Genomic DNA, 19,885 nt, shown 5'->3' on the forward strand with positions numbered 1-19,885 from the left:
TCCCCATTCCCGGTGGTTACCCTGCTGTCCCGACTGGCGCGGTGATGAAATTGCGCCACGCCTGCCGGTTATCATTTTCACTGCTAATGTCGTTTTGATTACCCTTTTCGCGCGCGCATTCACGTTCTGCAGCTGGCGAAATTATCATTTCCGTGTTAAATCTGCTTTTTATTATCGTTTTTCGTCTTCTGATAAAGGATTTAACCCATGCTGGTCGGTTTTAAAGCGCTGTCTGAACGTTATGCTATTGAACTGGCGCAACCGCTGCGTGTGGCGTCCTTTATCGGCACCGTACGATCCCGCCACGAGAGTCAGGGGCAGATAGAGAACCGCTATCCGCCGAGCTACCGCCCGGAAGACGATATTGCTGGTCACTTCGCCTTTGGTCTCAAATATGAAGAGATCCATCTGGAGTTTTTTGCCCGCCTGTTTGCAGCCATCGGCCCCGAACCGCTGGAGAACTGGTGCCGCCGTGAGCCTTACGGGCAATATGCGCGCCGCGCCGGTTTTTTCTATGAGTGGCTGACCGGCGAGACGCTGGCAGTGCCGGATGTGACCAACGGCGGCTATGTGGATGCGATTTCATCCAAGGCCTACCTGACCCGCACCAGCCTCAAGCGGTCAAAACGCTGGCGCATCAATGACAATCTGCCTGGCAGCATTGATTTCTGCCCGATAGTGCGTCGGACGGCTGCCACCGAACAGGCGCTGGCTTTTGATCTGCAGAGCGCCCTCGCAGAGCTGGATAATGCGTTTGGTGCCGATATCCTGCTGCGTACCGCCAGCTGGCTGACGTTTAAGGAATCCCGCGCCAGCTTTCTGATAGAGAAAGAGGCCAGCCAGGCCGATCGTATTCAGCGTTTTGCGCACGTCATTGCGCAATATTGCGGCCAGCTTGACGATCCGCTCAGCGATGCCAGTCTGCACACCCTGCAGAAGGGCATTCTCGGTCACGATGCGCTCGGACTGGGGCTGCGCCGCTCGCCGGTATTTGTCGGTCAGGCGACAATGCGCGAAGATATCGTCCATTACATTGCGCCGCAGTTTAGCGATGTTCCACGTTTTATGCAGGGCCTGAAAGCCTTCGAGCAGGCAACGCGCGGGGCAGAACCGCTGGCGCGGGCTGGCGTGATCGCTTTTGGTTTTGTCTATATCCATCCGATGCGCGATGGTAATGGCCGCATCCACCGCTTTTTAATCAACGATACGCTGATCCGCGACCATGCCGTGCCGGAGGGCGTTATTCTGCCGGTCTCGGCTACCATCACCAGTTCACTTGATTTCCGCGCTGGCTACGATCGCACGCTGGACGTTTTTTCAAAACGGCTGATGCGGCGCTACGCCGGCAGCTATCGGTTTGCTGAACTGATCACCTATGAAGATGGCACGCTGAGTAACTTTGTTTTCACTGACTATGACGATGCGCGTTTTGCCTGGCGTTATCCCGACCTGACCGAACAGGTGCTGTATACCGCCCGGGTGGTCGAGCATACGGTGCGAACCGAAATGGCAGATGAGGCCAGAGTGCTGGTGATTTTTCAGCGGGCGCAGGAGCGGTTGAAAGAGGTGATTGAGATGCCCGATCAGGATGCCAGCCGCATCATCCGTTCGCTGAAAGAGAATGGCTGGCAGGTTTCCGGCAAACTGAAAAAGGCCTTCCCGCAGCTTGATGATGCCGAAAAAGCCCAGCGGATTATCGCGGCAGTCAGATCGGCGTTTGAAGAGCCGGTGCGCTAGGCGGCAGCGTCTGTGGCAGGGCTATCAGGCCATTAGCCGACCGGCTGGGCTTGCCGGTTAAGCGTCAGATTCTGTCGCTGGATGCTCTGAAAAATATTGTTCTTCAGCCAGTCGGTAGAGGATTTCTTGCCGCTGCGTTGGTGGGAAAAGATTTTTACCGTAAAAGGGGGCGCATGGAAGGGCAATCTGAAGATTCTGACCTGCGCGACCGGCGCAATTCTACCGGCGACAAAGGAGGGAATAGCCATCAGCAATTCACTCTCCGCCACAATGTGCGGCGAACTGAGCATTGACGGGGTTTTGAGCGCGATCCGGCGCGTCAGCCCAAGCCGGGCAAGATGCGTATCCAGCAGCCCTTTTTTTTCATTCCACGGCGTCACCACCAGATGACCAGCGGCCAGATACTCCTCAAGCGTCAGGCTCTGGCGATTGATGTTACCGATCACCACAAATTCATCGCTGAATAAATCCACCTCATCCAGATCCTGATGCCGGACATCATCCGGCTCGCTAAAACTCAACGCCAGGTCAACCTCACCGGCCAGTAATTCTGTCAGCGCCGGGTTGTGCGGCAGGTGGCAGAGTTCGAAATTAACGCCGGGCGCGGTTTTTTCCAGCGCTTTGATCAGTTCCGGAAAGATACAAAAAGCGGTGTAGTCCGTTACGGCAACCCGAAAAGATTGGGTGCTGGTCCGGGGATCAAAGGGTTGTACCGGGCTGAGATGCTGATTGAGCACCGCGAGTGAGGCAGCAATATGCGGTGCCAGCTGGTGCGCAAAGACGCTGGGACACATCTTATGCCCTTCGCGATAGAACAGCGGATCTTTCAGGAATTCACGCAGGCGGGTTAACGCATGGCTTAACGCAGAAGTACTCATGGCGAGTTCAACCGCAGCCAGCCTGACAGAGCGGTGGCGGTAGACGGCATCGAAAACAGGCAGAAGATTGAGATCGAGACGTCTCAGCACATGATGCATGAAATTCACCTGTAATTGATTTTATTGCACTTAATTCATTAAAGAATAGCGATTATCCTTACGGGCATCAAACAGTACTGATCAGAGAATATTTATGAGCGTGATTATTCGCCAGGCCAGCCCGGAAGATACGGATGCCCTCTATAACATGATCAACGGCTTATCCGTATACAGCGAAGCCCCCCTGCAGGCGATACCGGACGCTGACGAAATCAGACACGCCCTGTTTGGAGCTGACAGCACAGCAGAAGCCTACATCTGTGAAATTGAGGGGGTGATTGCAGGTTACTGCGTCATTTCGATGAGCTTTTCAACCTGGATTGGCCGCCAGAGCCTGAATATGGAAGACCTCTACTTTACGCCTGATTATCGCGGCAGAGGTGCGGGCAAAGCGATGCTCCATTACGTTGCTCAGCTGGCAGTCAGCCGGCAATGCAGCCGGATTGAGTGGAATGTGCTGGACTGGGATAAATCCGCGAAAGATTTTTATCAGAGTATTGATGCACTTCCGCTGAGTGAATGGGTGCGCTACCGGCTGGATGGCCCGGCGCTGGCGCGATTTGCCTCACGTGAACTCAACTGAACCAATTTGTAAAAACCGGCCGGCCCGTCCCGTGGCAGGATGATCTCAGCCGCCTCATCCTGAGGGCGGGAAAAGCACTGCGCACCTCGTGTTCGCGCGGAAAGGGCGGAATTTGTAATGAAAGAGAGATCAGCATTGCTGGCTTCGGGCTCAGCACGGGCGATCGGTGCGGCGATTGCGGCGGGTGAAATCAGCGCGCTTGAAGCTACCGAATGGTACCTGGATCGTATTGAGCGATTAGATCAGGGTAAAGAGGGCATTAACTGCGTCAGAACGGTATCCCGTCTGGCGCGGGAAGAGGCGCGACGTGCCGATGCCGCGCTGGCTGCCGGTCAGGCGGCAGGACCGCTGCATGGCGTGCCTTATCTGATCAAAGATAATGCGTTTACCCTCGACGGCAGCTTTGCCTCGGCAGGTGCCAGTGCGCTGGCAGAGTTTATCCCGCCTTATGAAGCGACGGTTGTGGCGCGTCTTCGCGAGGCGGGCGCTGTACTGCTGGGTAAAACTAACCTGACCGAATTTGCCGACTTCGTTGCCGAAACCATGCCCGCTGAGTTTAGCGGAGCGGGCGGTGTGGTGCGGCATCCGCTGGGCGGGCGATACGATCGGGGAATGGGTTCCAGCGTCGGGTCGGCGGCCGCGGTGGCAGCCGGTTTTTGCGGTTTTGCTATTGGCTCGGAAACACAAAATTCGATTCAGGCTCCGGCGGTTCACAGTGCGGTCGTCGGTTTTAAACCCACGGTGGGCCGCGTCAGTCGTCACGGCTTTATTCCGCTGGTTGCCAGTCAGGATTCTCCCGGTCCGCTTACCCGGACCGTTGATGACGCGCAGCTGGTTTATCAGGCGATCGGCGGGGCGGATATCAAAGATACCGCCACGCTTACCGTTTTTCCGGCTGAAACCCGGGGTAATCAAAGCCTGCAGGGGCTGCGAATCGGCATCCCGCGGCGCTTTATCGCCGACACGGTGCTGACGCCCGACCGCGAGGCAGTGTTTGAACGCCTGCTGCACGCACTGGCCCAGGCGGGGGCGGTGATTGTCGATCCCTGCGATCTGCCTTCGGCAGAACAGCTGAATGGCGTGCGCTCATGCGTTTTTCGCGCGGAGTTTCGTGCCGGTCTTAACAGCCTGCTTACGGCGCTTAAGCCGTGCGGCATGCGCTCTCTGCAGGACATTATCGCGTGGAACAGCGCACATCCGCAGAGCATTCCCTATGGTCAGTCTCTGCTTGAAGCGACGGATGCCGCGCCGGATCTTCGCTCATCAGCCTATATTGACGATCGGCGGCAGGACATTGCCCTCAGCCTGAATGCCGGCATTCTGGCTGCGCTGAACGCCGGACCGGCAGATGTGCTGCTGTCGCCGATGTCGGCAGCGGCAAAATGCACCGGAAAAGCGGGCGCGCCGGTGGTGGCGATACCCGCAGGCGCAGATTCGGCAGGCTTGCCGTTCGGCGTTACGGTATACGCCGCGCCGGGCCAGGATGCAGCTATTTTGCAGGCAGCCATGGTCATTGAAAGCGTCATTGGCCAGCGTCTGATGCCCGCTATCACTGACACTGAGTCAGTAATCACAACAAAAAGCTGAACAGCAAAGGGCTGCCCGCGGGCAGCCCTGGTGCAGAAGCAGGGATTATTTAGTCAGGCGGGCAGTCATGTGCACCTGATTGCCGCTGTAGGCTTCCGTAATGCTGTAGCTGGCACCCGCCATTTTCGCTCTGGCGGCGATCTGCGCTTCGGCTGCGTCGAGCGTGGAGGCAGTGGCTGTCACCGTCTGCGCGAAGCTGGTGGTTGAAATCAGTGACAGAACGAAGACTGCAGCGAATTTTTTGACGTTTTTCATGGCGATTTTCCCGGCGTTAATCTGTGTTTGTGAGGCGGACTGCCTCGATGGAGTGAAGATTACGCAGGAAAGGCGGCGATGAAAATCCCGAAAATATGCTGAAGTAAATCAAAAAAACTGATGCATGCGATTTTCCGGTAACCCGGCGTCAGCCAGACAGACAGTCCGGGTCGGTATAGTTATACCTAAAGATAATAGTCCGAAGAAAAAAAGGTTCTTACAATGGCGCCAGACCGTTGCGCAACGCGAAAGCGGCTGGCCTCAGGGCGGATCGGTTTGATTCAGCTGACCAATCCGCGCTCGTGACCGGCTCTGCTGCCCAGCAAAGGCGGACGGCAAGCGGAATGAACCGCCAGCCGTTTCGTCACGGCTCTTCCGCTGACATCGGCAACTCTCCACCGTTCTCAGGTGACAAATCCTGCTACGGACGTGCCTGACACAGGCCTGAGCTTTATTTAAGGAAAACAGCATGCAGCTGTCGCAGCGTATTGTCGTCATCGATGATGAACGTTCTGTTCGTAGTGGTCTGACCAACCTGCTCCAGTCTGAGGGCTATCTGACCAATGCCTTCGAGTCGGCAGAATCTCTGCTTGGTGATGAAGCCGCGATAGCGAGTGCCGCGCTTTTTATCATTGATGTGCAACTGAAGGGGATGAATGGGTTTGAGCTGTTTATCAACCTGACCCAGCGCATTGAAAATCCGCCGGGGATTATCATTTCCGGCAACGGTGACGACACCATGTTGCGGTATGCCATCAACCTGGGGGCGATTGCCTTTTTGCCAAAGCCGATCGAAATTGATACGTTGTTTGAACATATCCGACAGGAATTCTCCTCAAGGGCTGCCCGCCAATGAGTACTAATCCGCAGGCGTTACATTCAGCAGAAAACGATGAAATCGCACTATCAGAGGATATTCTCTTCAGCCCGCTGGCGCAGGAGGGCAATATCGACTGGCTGCTGTGCCGGCACACCACCTCCGGTGACACCTTTGTGCTGGCGACCGCAGGCAATGAAGCGTCGGTCTTTCATGTCACGCAGCTGCTGAAAAATGAATATGCCCTTCGTGACCGGTTAGCGGAAAGCTGGGCGCTGAAACCGCAATGGCACACCCATTACCAGGGACGTTATGCGCTGGTTTATCCCGCCTTTGATTATCGCACCCTGACGGATGTGCTGTGCATGCCGCCTGGCCCCCTCTCTGAGTTTCTCAAATCTGCCGCGATGCTGTGCAGTACGCTGAGCCAGCTACATCAACAGGGACTGGTGCACGGTGATATCAAACCGGCAAACTTCTTTCTGAGCGATGAGGATGGCGTTTATCTCGGCGGCTTTGGGCTCTCCTCGCTGCATAATCCGCTGCCGGAGCAGCAGCGCCTGCCTGTAACGGGCGGTACGCTTGCCTATATGTCGCCAGAACATACCTCCCGTTCAGCCCATCAGGTGAGTCACGTCAGTGATTTGTACAGTCTCGGCATTGTGCTTTATGAGCTGCTGACCGGCAGACTGCCTTATGGCAGCATTGAGGGCGGCCACGCGGAGTGGGTGCACCATCACATCGCCTCGGAAGCATTGCCGCCTCATCTGCTGCGTCCTGACGTGCCGGTGATCCTCTCCTCCATCATCCTGCGACTGCTGGCCAAATCGCCGGAGTACCGTTATCAGACCGCCGATGGGCTGCTGGCCGATCTTCGTCGCTGTGCGGCCACGCTGCAGCCGGATGGCATGATTGAGCCGTTTACGCTGGGACTGCAGGATTTACCTGCCGCCAGTCTGTCTGCTGATTCGCTGTGTAGCGATCATCCGCAGGCCAGCAGCATCCTGGCGGCGTTGGATGAGGTCAGCAACAGCGGCAAACACAGCCTGGTGACCATCAGTGGCGCTGCCGGTGCCGGGAAATCCTCCCTGATTGCCTCCGCGCTCAAACTGCTGCGCACCCGGAAAACCTTGCTCACCCTGGTGAAAGTCGATCAGCATGCGCCGGTGTTACCCTATACGGTTTTTACTGCAGCCTTCAGGACGCTGACCCTGCACGTGCTGGGTCTGCCCGCTGAAGAAATGGCCCAGTGGAAAGCACATATTTCACGGTTGCTCGGTGCCTATGCCGGACTGGCGGTAAACCTGGTGCCAGAACTGGGAATATTGCTTAATCAGAAAGCGGCGGTTCTGCCGCACTCGCATACGCTTGATGCGAAAAATCGCTTTAATCTGGTTGCCTGTAGCCTGGTTAAAGCGTTTACGGCCCAGGGGCGGCCGCTGGTTATTCTTATTGATGATGGCCACTGGGCCGATCAGGCGACGCTGCTGTTGCTGCAAAATCTGCTGAGTCAGGGTGAAGAGATCCCGCTGCTGCTGGTGATCGCGCACCGGGATATCACCTCGTTACCCTGTCCGCTCATTGCGGGTAATCTGAACCAGCTCTGCGCGAGCACCCCGCGCATTATGGCGATCACGCCCGAGCCGCTGTCGGAAAAGAGTATTGCGGGTTGGCTGGCGGGGCAGTTTCATACCCGCAGTTCGGCAACGGCTGAGCTGGCACGGGTCATCCACGAAAAAACCGGCGGTAATCCGCTCGCCACTCATAACTTTTTCCGCCAGGCGGTGCAGCAGGGATTGATTACCCACCATGCGCCGTTCAGATGGACCTACGATGCAGAGGCGCTTAAAAACAGCCACTACACCGCTAACGTCGCGGCCAGCGTGCTGCTGCACCTCGCCTCGCTACCGCTGACGGCCCGGCATATGCTGGGTAAGCTGGCATTGCTGGGCAGTGCCGGCGAGTTGCAGGTCCTGAGCCAGATTCTTGCCGTCTCCAGCGCGGAGATAGAGGCGATACTGTTGCCAGCGGTGACGGCCAGGCTGGTCACCCGCAATGAGGAGGGCTACGCCTTTATGCATGACAGCGTGCATGAGGCGGCGCTTAATCTTCTGCTGGATGCAGATAAAGATGCTTTCCATTGCGCTGCCGCACGCTTTTACATGCATCAATCGCAGCACGATATCACCAATGCGGTGCTGTTCCGGGCGGCGCATCACCTGCTGGCGGTTAAAAAGCTTACGCTCCTCCAACATGAAACCGGGCCGTTCTGCCAGCTGTTGCTCAGCGCCAGCCGGCGGGCAAAAAACACCGGCGATTATCTCTCTGCGCTGCGCTATTTGCAGACCGCCCGGGTATTGCACGACGGTGCCGGTGATGCCGGAAGCAGCGAATTTCTGCTGGAAGAGGCGGAATGCGAATTTCTTAACGGCAATCTGCCCGCCGCACTGACCTTAAGCTCCCGGGTCCAGTCTTCACCCGGCGACGCCGCCGATAAAGCTGGTGCGGCCTGCCTGATTGCTGAAATTCATATGCGTCAGTCGGACAGTAAGCTGGCGCTGGAGACCGCGCTCGCCTGGCTGGCGGTGTTTGGCATTCATCTGAACCGTCATCCGGACCAGGCGGAGTGCGATGCGGCCAGAGTGAAGCTGAAGGAGGCGGTGGGAAAAAATCCCTATGCCCGCTTCCGTTCGCTGGCCCGGGTCGACTGTAAAAATACCGAAGCGGTGATGAATCTGCTGGCCAGCGCCAGTACATTTGCCGCCTTCATCAATCCGCGACTGCACTTTATGATCCTGTGCCAGCTGCTGCACCTGACAATGGAGCGTGGGTTAAGTGGCGCCTCGACGCTGGCGCTCTCGTGGTATGGCGTGGTGTGCGGCGACCAGTATGATGAGTACAGCCGCGGCTTTGCCAGCACGCTGCTGGCGCGCGAGCTGGTCTATAAGCATGACTTTGTCAGCTTTAAAGCCCGGACGCTGCTCCCGCTCGATCAGGTCAGTATCTGGACGATGCCGCTAACCTATGCCATCGAGCGGGCGAAGGCCACCTTTGACGTGGGGGTTGAAACCGGCGACCGGACGTCGGCGTGTCTGGCACTGCGGCACATCGTCATGAATTATCTGGCGCGCGGCGATCATCTTGATGGCGTACACACCTCGATTGCGCGAGGCATGCAGTTTGTCAGAAAGGCACAATACCGCGACGTGGAAGTGATCCTCGGGATGCAGCTGGACTACGTCCTTTTCCTGCGCAAGCCGCGCAGCACTATCTTCACCGGTGATGATTTTCAGCCGCCGGTGCTGGCGGTGGTTAAACCTGAACATGCGGTTGAACCTATCTACCTGATGCAGTTCTGGTCCCGGCTTTATAAAGCGATGGCCCACTTCTTTGCCAGTGAGTATGCGGCGGCAGAGGCATGGTTTAAGCAGGCCGAACCGTTCACCGCACGTATACCGGGGCATGTGCATATGCTCGATTATCATCTCTACAGCGCGCTTTCGCTGACCGTGCCGCTTAAAACCGGAGCGATGACGGATAAGTTACGACTGCAGCTGAAGCAGCACCTCGACAGGATCGTGACCTGGTCAAACGAAAACAGCAAAACGTTCGCCGATAAAGAGGCGCTGCTGCGCGCCGAGTGGCTGCGTCTGGAAGGGAAAACCGCACCGGCGTTTGAGCAATTTGAAAAGGCGATCGTGTTGTCACGCGAAGGGCAGTTTCATCATATTAACGGGCTGACCTGCGAACTGGCTGCACGGATGGCCTATGCCAGTAATATGACGTTTGCTGGCGATGCCTACATTAAAGGGGCCATCGCCGCCTGGGATCGCTGGGGTGCCGGGGCTAAGGTTCGCCAGCTGGAGATGCAGCATCCGGCGCTGGCCAGCCAGGCAACGCAGACCGCGCTGAGTACCGTTCCGTTTGAGCAAAGTGCGGTGATCGGCGATTTACAAAGTATGGTGACGGTGATGCGAGCGCTCACCGAAGAGATTAATCTGGACCGGCTTATTCATGTGCTGATGATGATGCTGGTGGAGCGTGCCGGTGCCCAGCACTGCATGCTGATCCGACTGGTCGACGGCAATATCCCGGAAATCCAGGCAAGGGCTTCGACCACCGTCGACGGCGTTAAGGTCAAAATCGTACGTGAGTTGCCGGTCGCCACCGATCTGCCGCTGTCAGTGCTGTCTGCGGTGATCCGTACCGGGCAGGAGATCCGTACCGGTAAGCCAGAGGTATTCAGCCCCTTCAGTCAGGATAACTATCTGGTTGCCTCCGGCGCGGCGGTAATGTGTGTCCCGATGTTCAGACAGGCGCAGATGGTAGGTGTGCTTTATCTGGAAAACCGCCTGATGCCAGACGTATTTACCGCCGATCACTCGCGGATCGTTTCAATGCTGGGAGCGCAGGCTGCGGTATCACTTGAGACAGCTCGCCTGTACGCCGAGCTGGTTGATGAGAATATTCAACGCCGCAAAATTGAGAAGCAGCTGCGTGCCAGCCAGACCTCTTTAATGCTCGGCGAAAAAATCAGTCATACCGGCACCTGGCACTGGCATCTTGAACCGGATATTCAGTACATCTCCGATGAATATAAACGCATTATGGGACTGCCACAGGAGCAGGCAAGCACCTCAATGGTGGAGTTTCAGCGTCGCGTTCATCCGGATGACATACTCTGCCTGAGGGAGTTGATCGAGACCAGTGTGCGAAAAGGGACGGTGATGCAGGCTGAGTTTCGTATCATTCGCGATGACGGTGAATGCCGCTACATCAAAGGCATCGGCGAGCCCAATGAAAACTGGCCAGAAGTGGCCGAATATTTTGGCACGCTCACCGATATCACGGCTCAGCGCCAGTCGGAAGATGCGGTGCGCATCGCTCAGGCGGAACTGGCTCGCGTCGCGCGGGCAACCACCGTTGGCCAGCTTACCTCTTCCATTGCCCATGAGATTAATCAGCCACTGATGTCAATCGTGGCCAATGCCGGTGCCAGCCAGCGCTGGCTTAAACGTGATCCGGCGAATCTGGAAAATGCCAGTCACAGTCTTGATGAGATCATCCGGGAAGGCCGGCGGGCTGGCGATATTATTCGCGGACTGCAGGCGCTGACGCGGAATCAGGTTGCCGAATTTGCGCCGGCAAAAATGCACCTGATTACCCGCGATATTATCGTTCTGTCGCGTCTGGAGCTGGAACGTCGGTTTGTCTCACTGGAGCTGGATCTGGTGGCAGATAACGACAATGTTTTCTGTGAAAGCGTTCAGATACAACAGGTGCTGCTCAACCTGGTGATCAATGCAATTGAAGCGATGACCGATAACATCGGTGCGCGTCATTTACGCATCGCCTCTTCACATCCTTCCGCTAAGGTGATTCGCATCGAGGTTGCTGATAACGGCGCGGGTCTGTCTGATACGGTGATCGGAAAAATATTCGACTCGTTTTACACCACCAAAGCGGAAGGGATGGGCATGGGGCTGACCATCAGCAATGAGATTATTAAACGTCACGGCGGTGAGCTACGCGCAGAAAACCGTCCACAGGGCGGCAGCCTGTTCTGGTTCACATTGCCATTAGAAGGGGGTTGACGGTCAATGATGTAAAAAAACACGTTAAGAAGATAATTCTCTGTTTACATTGAAATTTAATGGCCTCAGTTCTCCCTTCATAATATCCTCCGGTAGAGCAAACGTATAATGTCCCAGCATATTGATATGACCGTGCATCAGTGGCGAAATCCGGGCAATATGCTCGTCATGCGGCGTTTCTCCTGTCGCACGCAGGTGTGAAAGTACTTCCTGCATATAAAGCGTGTTCCACAGTACTACCGCATTCGTGACCAGGCCCAAGGCACCAAGCTGATCTTCCTGTCCCTCACGATAACGTTTTCTGATTTCACCACGCTGGCCATAACAGATGGCCCTGGCTACGGCATGACGTCCTTCTCCCCTGTTTAACTGGGTCAGGATACGGCGACGATAATCCTCATCATCAATATAATTAAGAAGGTACAACGTGTTATTGACCCTCCCTACCTCCATGATCGCCTGCGCCAGCCCCGATGGGCGGGTACTCCTGAGCAGAGAACGGAGCAGTCCCGATTGGAACGAACCAATGACGGACGGGTTGCTGCAATGGCCTCAGGTGTTCGGTTCGGCAGGAAGCCCCATCCGGCGACAGCTTCGGCTCTGACTCTGATTCGGCAGGGCGTTTCGTTTAAGGCGGTATCGGAAAAAACAGGCATATCGAGACCGACATATTTCCGGCTGAAACGACGGTTGTTTACAGCTGAAAATAAAGGGGTATCATCGGCGATGTGATATACAGGGAGAACAAAAATGGATGCGGCATTGCTTGATATGATGCGCTCTGGCGGAAGAAATAAAGCCTGGGCTGAAACAATGGTTAATCTTGAAGCAAGAAAACTGATTAATATTGCCAACAGACTTTCCGCCTTTCACCTTCAGGATGGTCTGACCCGTATTAATTTTGTTCAGGAAATAAAACAGGTTATAGAGCAGCAATTTGCCGCGGCCCGGCGCGCGAAATCGGATGAAGAGTGCATAGCATGCATCAAAAACCTGAGAGTAGAGACTGAAAACCTCGAAGAACAGGGCCGGATGTTGCGTATGAAGACAGCAAAACTTTACGCTAAAGTGGAGTTTGTTCGGGAAAATAATAAAATTGTAGGGTATGTGATTTCTGCTGTTCATGTAGTCATATCGGGCTTTGCCGTTGCTGGCGGCGTACTAATGATGTCTACAATGACCCCGTTAGGCGTGCTTGCAGGAGCTATTCTTGTAGCAGACGGTGCAAACGGAATAACTAAAGAAATAATAAATTTTAATTCCGGCAGTCAGGTTCATTCTGAGGGCGTAATAGCCGATAAAGTCATAGATATAGCGCAGTTCATGGGGTTTAAGGCTGAGTCTGGGCTGGCTTTTTATAATGCAGTTACGCTCAGCGCTAGTGTTTACAGTATTTTCGGATTAGCAAGAAAGCCCGGTGCATGGCGGTTATTCCGTTGGCTTCCTCGCGATTATTATCGAAAAGTAGATACTATGAACAGGCCAAAACTAACTATGAAAATAGTGGGCTATGGCGTTAAAGCTAAAGTAATCTTTGATTTATTATCTACTGACCAAGATCATCGTTAGTCCGGTACATTCTACAGTATCGCCAGGACTTGTAAGACAGAACTGGCGGTTGCACGAATATTACGATGAGCATTGTAATTAACAAGCCTATACCCGTAGAAATAATGTAAACTTGGTTACTTGAAAGAATTACCCAGATAAATACAACCATACAGCCGAAAAAAACCCACAACACAATTCTAAAACGATTAGCAAGATCATGAATGGATTCACCCAAACTCCCTCCATAACTATCTACATTGTTTTTGATTTTTTGTAGATCAGCATGGCTAAAACCAGACTTCAGTAATGCTGCTTCACTCACTTTCATAGCATCTCACCTTCCATCCTTAAAATGTAGATACTTCTCTGGAGCAAAGTATACACAAAGATTTCGGGAAAATCTGGATCATTCCATCCATCAGATGCTGATTTTTGATAGATATAACAGAATGATATCTTACTAGCGTGGTTTTTACACGATTGGACCCCAAACCCCTGGAAGGAAAAGAGACGACCGCCTGAGTGTGCTCCCGTTGTGTTGAGCGCAGAACCGGGCAGGGTGGGCGGGCACGCTGAACGGCCGGGTTCGCCCACCTTCGCCAGCCGGTTTATCACCGTCCTCATCCCGCAGGCCTGGCGTATTTCTTTAAAATCAGCAAAAACAGGCCAACAACGATCAGCACAACCCAGGTTTTCAGCATATTCACGGTAATTATCTCATTTAATTGCCGGCAGACCGGCGGACGTATTATTTATCCGCACTGCGGACCTGTTGATGGCGCGGGTGTAAAACTCACTCTCATTTTCTCAACACCTTATCTTTGCGCTGATATTCAGCACGGTGATAACCGGTGTCGTCGAGATGAATGTTATGCGTTCAGCACCCGCTTTGAAACAGAGAGATTATGCTGAAGTAAATCAGTTAATTTGAACATCCTGCGTTTTATATCCTGCTGCAGTGAAAAGGGTCTGGGCGAACGGCAAAAAACAGATGTGCCGTTTTAGCTATTATCCATTGGTATACCTATCCCTTTGTATAACTTCTCTTTTCCCCGTTCGCGCCTGATAATCCCTGGCCTCCTGTTGTGGAAATTATTGCCCTGACATTAAGCAATCAGCGGCGTCGTGAACCTGTCTGACGAGGCCGACAAGCGGTCTTAACAGGCTATGAGGAATAAATGAAAGCGAATTATCTGGCGCTAATGACGTCTTGTCTTTTTTTAACCCTGCCAGTGTCTGCCGCTGAAATTTATAATAACCACGGGAATAAGATTGACCTGTATGGTCTGGTTTCCGGACTCCGTTATATAAGTGATGACAAAAGCCAGGATGGCGATCAGTCTTATATGCGAATAGGTTTTAAAGGACAAAGCCAGATCGCTGAGCAGCTCACTGGCTATGGCCAGTGGCAGGGTCAGTTCAACACTAACCAGTCAGAAAGTGACAGCAACAGTCTGTTCACCCGCCTCGGTTTTGCCGGTATTAAGGTCGGTCGCTACGGGTCATTTGATTATGGCCGCAATGTCGGCGTGTTGTATGACGCGCTGAGCCAGACTGACATGCAGCCCGAGTTTGATGCGCAAACCTATAACACCGATCAGTTTATGTTTCGGCGAGGAAACAGCCTGGCCACTTATCGCAACACCGATTTCTTTGGCCTGGTGAACGGTCTGGATTTTGCCCTGCAGTATCAGGGGAAAAATAGCGGCACTGGTGAACCGGGTACACGGGATGTGTTGCGTCAGAATGGTGAGGGATACGGCGTCTCTGCCTCATATTCCTTTGGCGCAGGTTTTAAAGCGGTGGGAGCGTTAACCCGTTCTGGTCGTACCGCTGCCCAGAACAGTGACGCCGGAATTATGGGGGAGGGCGACAAAGCGGAAGCTTACTCTGCGTCGCTTAAATATGACGCCCACAACCTCTATCTGGCGGTGATGTATACGCAGGCATTCAATGCCTCGCGGTTTGGCAGCAGCAGTGCAACCGGGATTTATGGCTACGCTAACCGGTCAGATATCATCGAACTGTTTGCGCAATATACCTTTGATACCGGCTGGGTTCCTTTTATCGCCTATAGCCAGTCCCGGGCAAAAGACCTTGGCGCGGCAGGTAATGGCCGCGTCTACGGTAGTCAGGATCTGGTGAAGTTCATCGACTTTGGCGGCTCCTGCCTGTTTAACCGCAATATGCTGGCGTACGTCGATTACAAACTCAACCTGATTGATAACAGCGAATTTTCTCAACAGGCCGGCGTATCCACCGATGATATTCTGGCCGTCGGTCTGGTTTATCAGTTCTGATTGTGCCGTTGTTTACTGAATAATGAGGATCACCATGAATACTGCCCTGAAGTTTGTCACGCTAACCTGCAGCCTGCGAGCCGGTTCATTTAATGCCGCCATTGCAGCCGCGCTACCGGAACTGGGACCTGAAGGCGTCACTTTTGAGCCGTTAGGATCGCCAGGTTCATTCCCGCATTACAGCCAGGACACCGAAGCAGCAGGATTTCCAACTGAAGTGCTGGCGATGGCTGAGGCGATTTTCAAAGCCGACGGGCTGATTATCATTACACCGGAATACAACCATTCGATTCCGGGCGTGCTCAAAAATGCCCTCGACTGGCTGTCCCGGGTATCACCTCAGCCGATCGCCGGTAAACCGGTACTGATTCAGTCAGCTTCGCCCGGCAAGCTGGGTGGGGTAAGGGCGCAACTGCATTTGCGACAGATCCTCGGCTACTTCGATGCCCGTATCCTCAACAAGCCGGAGGCTATCATTGGTGAAGTGAGTGATAAGGTTACAGACGGCATCCTGACCGATGAATCTACCCGTCAATTCCTGTCACGCCAGCTGGTGGCTTTCAGAGATTTTGCAGTTAAATAAACGCGGATCTCTTTACGCGCAGGTCTGACGTGATTCTGTACAAAACAGTCGCTGCGGCAGCCCCTTAAACGGCACAGTGACGGGCAGCCAGACTCTGGCTGAGGCCTATCCGCCGTGGAATTTCTATACCGCTTCAGCAACCCGCAAAACCAGAAAAGGCCGCCTGACGGCAGCCCTTTCTGGCAAATCCTTTTGCGACCATGATTATTTAATCAGTCGCGCGGTCATATGAACCTGATTCCCGCTGTACGCCTCAGTAATGCTGTAATCCGCACCGGCCATTTTTGCCCGGGCCGCAATTTGTGCTTCCGCACCATCCAGCGTGGAGGCTGTCGCGGTTACGGTCTGCGCAAAACTTGCTGATGAGATGAAGGCCAGTACAGCGACAACAACGAATTTTTTGAAGTTTTTCATGGTCAGTTCCTGAAGTTGATTTTTAGATTGTGAGGCGTTGTGACTCGATGGAATGAATAATAGAGAACAGGCCTGACAATGAAAATCCGTGTTTATTGCTTTGCTTTATCAAAAAATATGAATGATGTCTGTGCGGCACAGAGTCTTAAACAGAGGAGGCTTTTTTAGTATGCGTGGCCGTAGCTTTCGAGAGCCGCGGATGAGTGGTGACGTCGGAGTGATGGCATGTTTTGTCTGGCGGCAACTGCTGCTGAGGGATGGTTGAACAGGCGTTGCTGTCTGGAAAGAAGAATGAAATATGCCAGAGATTTAAGTGCGCAAAACATAGATTATGTTAAATATTAGTGAGGTTAGCTATACAGATATCTGTCTTCATCACAGGTGATATCGCGGGTACACCCCTCCCTTCACTCGTCAGGATACCGGCGGCGAGCGATTGCCGCCCTTTACAAAGCCAATGCGTCAGAGCAGCCAAAACTCAACGTAATAATTGCCGCTGTCGAAACCTCAGCGGAGTCATTTTAGTCCTTGTGACAGGCGCTTTACCCGTGGCGAGTGCTATGCGTTAACTCAGTCACAATTTTTTAACTTCACGCTTTCATCCCTTGACTGTTGACCGCTCTGTCGTAAAACTTGCAAAAAGTAAAACGTTTTACTTTTCGACTCAGGCGTCGCGGTATATATGCATTTTCCGTGATATTTCCGGGGGTTATAACTCTACTGGGATACATCATGAAACACGTAGAAGAGTACGATAATTCACTGGTCGGCATTGATGTGATGCCGGATCATCCTCAGCCAGAAATATCATCACTGGCCAGTGGCGCGATCAAAAAAGCCCGGATGCGCTTAATGCCGCTGATCCTGATGATGTATCTGCTGGCGTTTATTGATCGTTCTAATATCGGCATGGCGGCATTAACCATGAACCAGTCTTTAGGGTTAACGCCTGAGCATTTTGGCTTCGCTGTCGGCATTTTCTCTTTTGGCTACATCCTGTTTGAAATTCCCAGTAATGTTCTGCTGGAACGTTATGGTGCACGCTTCTGGTTAGCCAGGATCATGATCACCTGGGGTGTTATTTCGATGGCGATGGCGTTCGCACAAGGTGTGGTGAGTCTCAGTATCCTGCGGTTTTTATTAGGTGTAGCCGAAGCAGGTCTGGCGCCCGGTATTGTTTTTTATCTCACCACATGGTTTCCCAAAAAAGAGCTGGCCAGGGTTTTCTCCATTTACTATTTAGGTGTTCCGCTGGCCGCTATTATTGCCAATCCTTTATCAGGATATATTCTCGACAATTTCCATGATGTGGGTGGGCTGGAAAGCTGGCAGTGGCTGTTTTTAATTGAAGGATGTCCGCCGGTAATTTTGTCGGTCATCGTTTTTCTTTACCTCACGGATAAACCGGCTAAAGCTTCCTGGCTTAAGCCTGAGGAACGTCAGGCCTATCAGGAGCTGATGGAAAAAGAGCAGCAGGCAACATTAGCGGTGGGCCACTCTGGTTTGAAAGCGATGTTCAAAGACCGGCGGGTATGGATCTTAGGCCTGGCTTACTTCTTTACGGTCATTGGCTTAACCGGTCTCGGTTTCTGGATGCCGCAGTTTATTAAACGCTTCGACTATTCAGACACGGTGGTAGGACTGCTTGGCACTATTCCCTATATCGTGGGTGCCGTGGTGATGTGCTGGTGGTCAAATCATTCTGACAAAACCAACGAGCGCACCTGGCATTTCATTCTGCCTTCGCTACTGTTTTCTGTCGGTTTCGTGGTCGCAGCTATCAGTGATTCTCCCGTCATATCCATGCTGGGATTGACGCTTTCGACTGTTGGTATGCTGGCATGTGTACCGACGTTTTATACTCTGCCCGCCTCCTTCCTTACCAGCCAGGGTTCTGCGGGTGGCCTGGCGCTCATCAACTCTATCGGGAATGTTGGCGGTTTCTTTGGCCCTTTCCTGGTGGGTCTCACTATTTCTCTTACCGGTAAATCACAAAACGGCCTCTATCTGTTATCGATTCTGGTGCTGTTCTCGCCGCTACTGATTTATCTCCTGAGTAAAAGTCGCCGTCAGGTCGCTGGCTGGCGTTAAATCCCACGCATCAAACCCTGTCAAGGAGTAGAAAATGAACTTAGCAGCACTGTTAGCTGAGCGTGCCTGTGCCGTGAAATCAGGTGCAGCACAACCGATCCGGGTTGGCATCATTGGCGCAGGTAAATTTGGGTCGATGGTTCTTGCCCAACTGCGCCATCTGGACGGTTTACAGGTGGTCGCCATTGCCGATCTTGACGTGAGTAAAGCCCGTGCAGCTCTGGCGCGCGTGGGCTGGCCTGAATCTCAGTATCAGGCACAAACTATCGAGGCTGCGTTACGCGAAGGTTCAACCTGTGTGGTTGAGGATGCGGAAAAACTGTTCCGCTGCGAGCAGATCGATTGCATTGTTGAAGCCACTGGACATCCGCTGGCGGGAACGCGTCATGCACTCCATGCGGTTGAACATGGCAAGCATGTGGTGATGGTAAACGTTGAGGCCGATGTGCTGTGTGGCCCGTTAATCGCTGAGCGTGCACGTCAAAATGGTGTGATTTACAGCATGGCGTACGGCGATCAACCCGCCATTATTTGTGAGCTGGTGGATTGGGCCAAAGCCTGTGGATTTGAAATTGTTGCGGCTGGCAAAGGCATGAACTTTGAACCACGCTATCGCTATTCTACTCCGGATACAGTATGGGGATTTTTCGGCTGGAGCGAAGAAGAAGTGGCGGCCGGAGACTTTAATCCAAAGATGTACAATTCCTTCACCGACGGCACCAAAGCGGCAATTGAAATGGCGGCGGTGGCCAATGCTACCGGACTGGATTGTCCTGATAACGGACTGGCCTTCCCTCCAGCCGGTGTGCATGACCTGGCGCGGGTCTTCTCACCTGAGTCTGACGGTGGGCGACTGAGCCGTAGCGGTCTGGTGGATATTGCTGCCAGCCAGGAGCCAGATGGCAGGGAGGTACTGAACAACATTCGCTATGGCGTATTTGTCACCTTTAAAGCCCGGGATGAATACAGCCGCGCCTGTTTTAAACAGTACGGACTGTTGACCGATCCCAGTGGCTGGTATGCCTCTATGTGGCGCCCTTTCCATCTCATTGGCCTTGAAACCAGCATCAGTATTCTCTCTGCGGTGCTGCGTAATGAAGCCACCGGTTCGGCTTTAAGCTTCCGGGGTGATGCTGTCGCAACGGCTAAACGAGACCTCAAAGCGGGCGAAATGTTGGATGGCGAAGGTGGGTTTACCGTCTGGGCCAATGCTCTGCCTGCTAACATCAGCGTGGCGCAGGATCTGTTACCTATGGGATTAGCGCATCACGTTCGTCTGGTGAAAGATGTCGCCAAAGACAAAGCGGTGCGTTTTTCAGATGTTCAGTTTGATAACAATCTGGATATCGTCGAGTTGCGCAAGCAGATGGTCAGTCTGGCAGGATTATAAACAGTG

Annotated in this window: 13 protein-coding genes and 1 pseudogene; 10 read left to right on the forward strand and 4 right to left on the reverse strand. The window is 53.5% G+C overall.

Going from position 1 to position 19,885, the window contains the following annotated elements; translation table 11 throughout:
* Nucleotides 1–207 precede the first annotated feature (207 nt).
* A complete protein-coding gene (locus FHW04_RS21155) occupies nucleotides 208–1,737 on the forward strand; it encodes a Fic family protein (RefSeq protein ID WP_089562412.1) in 1,530 nt (509 codons plus the stop codon).
* Between the two features lie 32 nt (nucleotides 1,738–1,769).
* Here FHW04_RS21155 and FHW04_RS21160 read toward each other — a convergent pair whose 3' ends face one another.
* Nucleotides 1,770–2,714 (reverse strand): LysR family transcriptional regulator, encoded by a 945-nt coding sequence (locus FHW04_RS21160; protein ID WP_094106311.1) that lies wholly within the window; start codon nucleotides 2,712–2,714, stop codon nucleotides 1,770–1,772.
* Between the two features lie 94 nt (nucleotides 2,715–2,808).
* Between FHW04_RS21160 and FHW04_RS21165 the strand changes: the two genes are divergently transcribed.
* Together FHW04_RS21165 and FHW04_RS21170 are read left to right on the forward strand one after the other, a co-directional pair.
* Nucleotides 2,809–3,297, forward strand: a complete 489-nt coding sequence (locus FHW04_RS21165; RefSeq protein WP_031377945.1) for a GNAT family N-acetyltransferase — start codon at nucleotides 2,809–2,811, stop codon at nucleotides 3,295–3,297.
* A gap of 117 nt (nucleotides 3,298–3,414) precedes the next feature.
* A complete protein-coding gene (locus FHW04_RS21170) occupies nucleotides 3,415–4,884 on the forward strand; it encodes an amidase family protein (RefSeq protein ID WP_094106312.1) in 1,470 nt (489 codons plus the stop codon).
* Between the two features lie 45 nt (nucleotides 4,885–4,929).
* Here the strand turns inward: FHW04_RS21170 and FHW04_RS21175 are convergent, their stop codons facing one another.
* Nucleotides 4,930–5,139 (reverse strand): YdgH/BhsA/McbA-like domain containing protein, encoded by a 210-nt coding sequence (locus FHW04_RS21175; RefSeq protein WP_031377943.1) that lies wholly within the window; start codon nucleotides 5,137–5,139, stop codon nucleotides 4,930–4,932.
* A gap of 469 nt (nucleotides 5,140–5,608) precedes the next feature.
* Here FHW04_RS21175 and FHW04_RS21180 point away from each other — a divergent pair, with 469 nt between their 5' ends.
* The gene (locus FHW04_RS21180) at nucleotides 5,609–5,995 is read left to right on the forward strand and encodes a response regulator (protein ID WP_031377942.1); all 387 of its coding nucleotides are present in this window, start codon (nucleotides 5,609–5,611) and stop codon (nucleotides 5,993–5,995) included.
* On the forward strand, nucleotides 5,992–11,550 hold the full coding sequence (locus tag FHW04_RS21185; RefSeq protein ID WP_089562409.1) for an ATP-binding sensor histidine kinase: 5,559 nt from the start codon (nucleotides 5,992–5,994) through the stop codon (nucleotides 11,548–11,550). The genes FHW04_RS21180 and FHW04_RS21185 overlap by 4 nt, the downstream gene beginning before the upstream one ends.
* A 24-nt stretch (nucleotides 11,551–11,574) precedes the next feature.
* On the opposite strand, the pseudogene FHW04_RS21190 reads toward FHW04_RS21185, so the two are convergent.
* Nucleotides 11,575–12,063 (reverse strand): annotated as a pseudogene (locus FHW04_RS21190) (Tn3 family transposase); the annotation flags it as partial.
* A 237-nt stretch (nucleotides 12,064–12,300) separates the two neighbouring features.
* Here FHW04_RS21190 and FHW04_RS21195 point away from each other — a divergent pair.
* From FHW04_RS21195 to FHW04_RS21205, 3 genes are all read left to right on the forward strand, one after another.
* Nucleotides 12,301–13,119 (forward strand): DUF4225 domain-containing protein, encoded by an 819-nt coding sequence (locus tag FHW04_RS21195; protein ID WP_089562408.1) that lies wholly within the window; start codon nucleotides 12,301–12,303, stop codon nucleotides 13,117–13,119.
* A 1,160-nt stretch (nucleotides 13,120–14,279) separates the two neighbouring features.
* Entirely contained in the window at nucleotides 14,280–15,401 is a 1,122-nt protein-coding gene (locus tag FHW04_RS21200; protein WP_089562407.1) for a porin, read from the forward strand.
* Nucleotides 15,402–15,435: 34 nt separating this feature from the next.
* Entirely contained in the window at nucleotides 15,436–15,984 is a 549-nt protein-coding gene (locus tag FHW04_RS21205; RefSeq protein WP_179420106.1) for an NADPH-dependent FMN reductase, read from the forward strand.
* Between the two features lie 204 nt (nucleotides 15,985–16,188).
* Here the strand turns inward: FHW04_RS21205 and FHW04_RS21210 are convergent, their stop codons facing one another.
* Nucleotides 16,189–16,398 carry a DUF1471 domain-containing protein gene (locus tag FHW04_RS21210; protein WP_031377939.1) on the reverse strand — a complete coding sequence of 70 codons (210 nt, stop codon included), beginning with the start codon at nucleotides 16,396–16,398 and terminating at the stop codon, nucleotides 16,189–16,191.
* A 633-nt stretch (nucleotides 16,399–17,031) separates the two neighbouring features.
* Here FHW04_RS21210 and FHW04_RS21215 point away from each other — a divergent pair.
* Nucleotides 17,032–18,489: an MFS transporter gene (locus FHW04_RS21215; protein WP_143811591.1), complete on the forward strand. Its 1,458-nt coding sequence runs from the start codon at nucleotides 17,032–17,034 to the stop codon at nucleotides 18,487–18,489.
* Nucleotides 18,490–18,523: 34 nt separating this feature from the next.
* Nucleotides 18,524–19,879: an NAD(P)H-dependent oxidoreductase gene (locus FHW04_RS21220; RefSeq protein ID WP_031377937.1), complete on the forward strand. Its 1,356-nt coding sequence runs from the start codon at nucleotides 18,524–18,526 to the stop codon at nucleotides 19,877–19,879.
* Nucleotides 19,880–19,885 lie beyond the last annotated feature (6 nt).

The sequence above is a fragment of the Pantoea sp. AN62 genome (assembly GCF_050432985.1).
Lineage (GTDB): Bacteria > Pseudomonadota > Gammaproteobacteria > Enterobacterales > Enterobacteriaceae > Pantoea > Pantoea brenneri.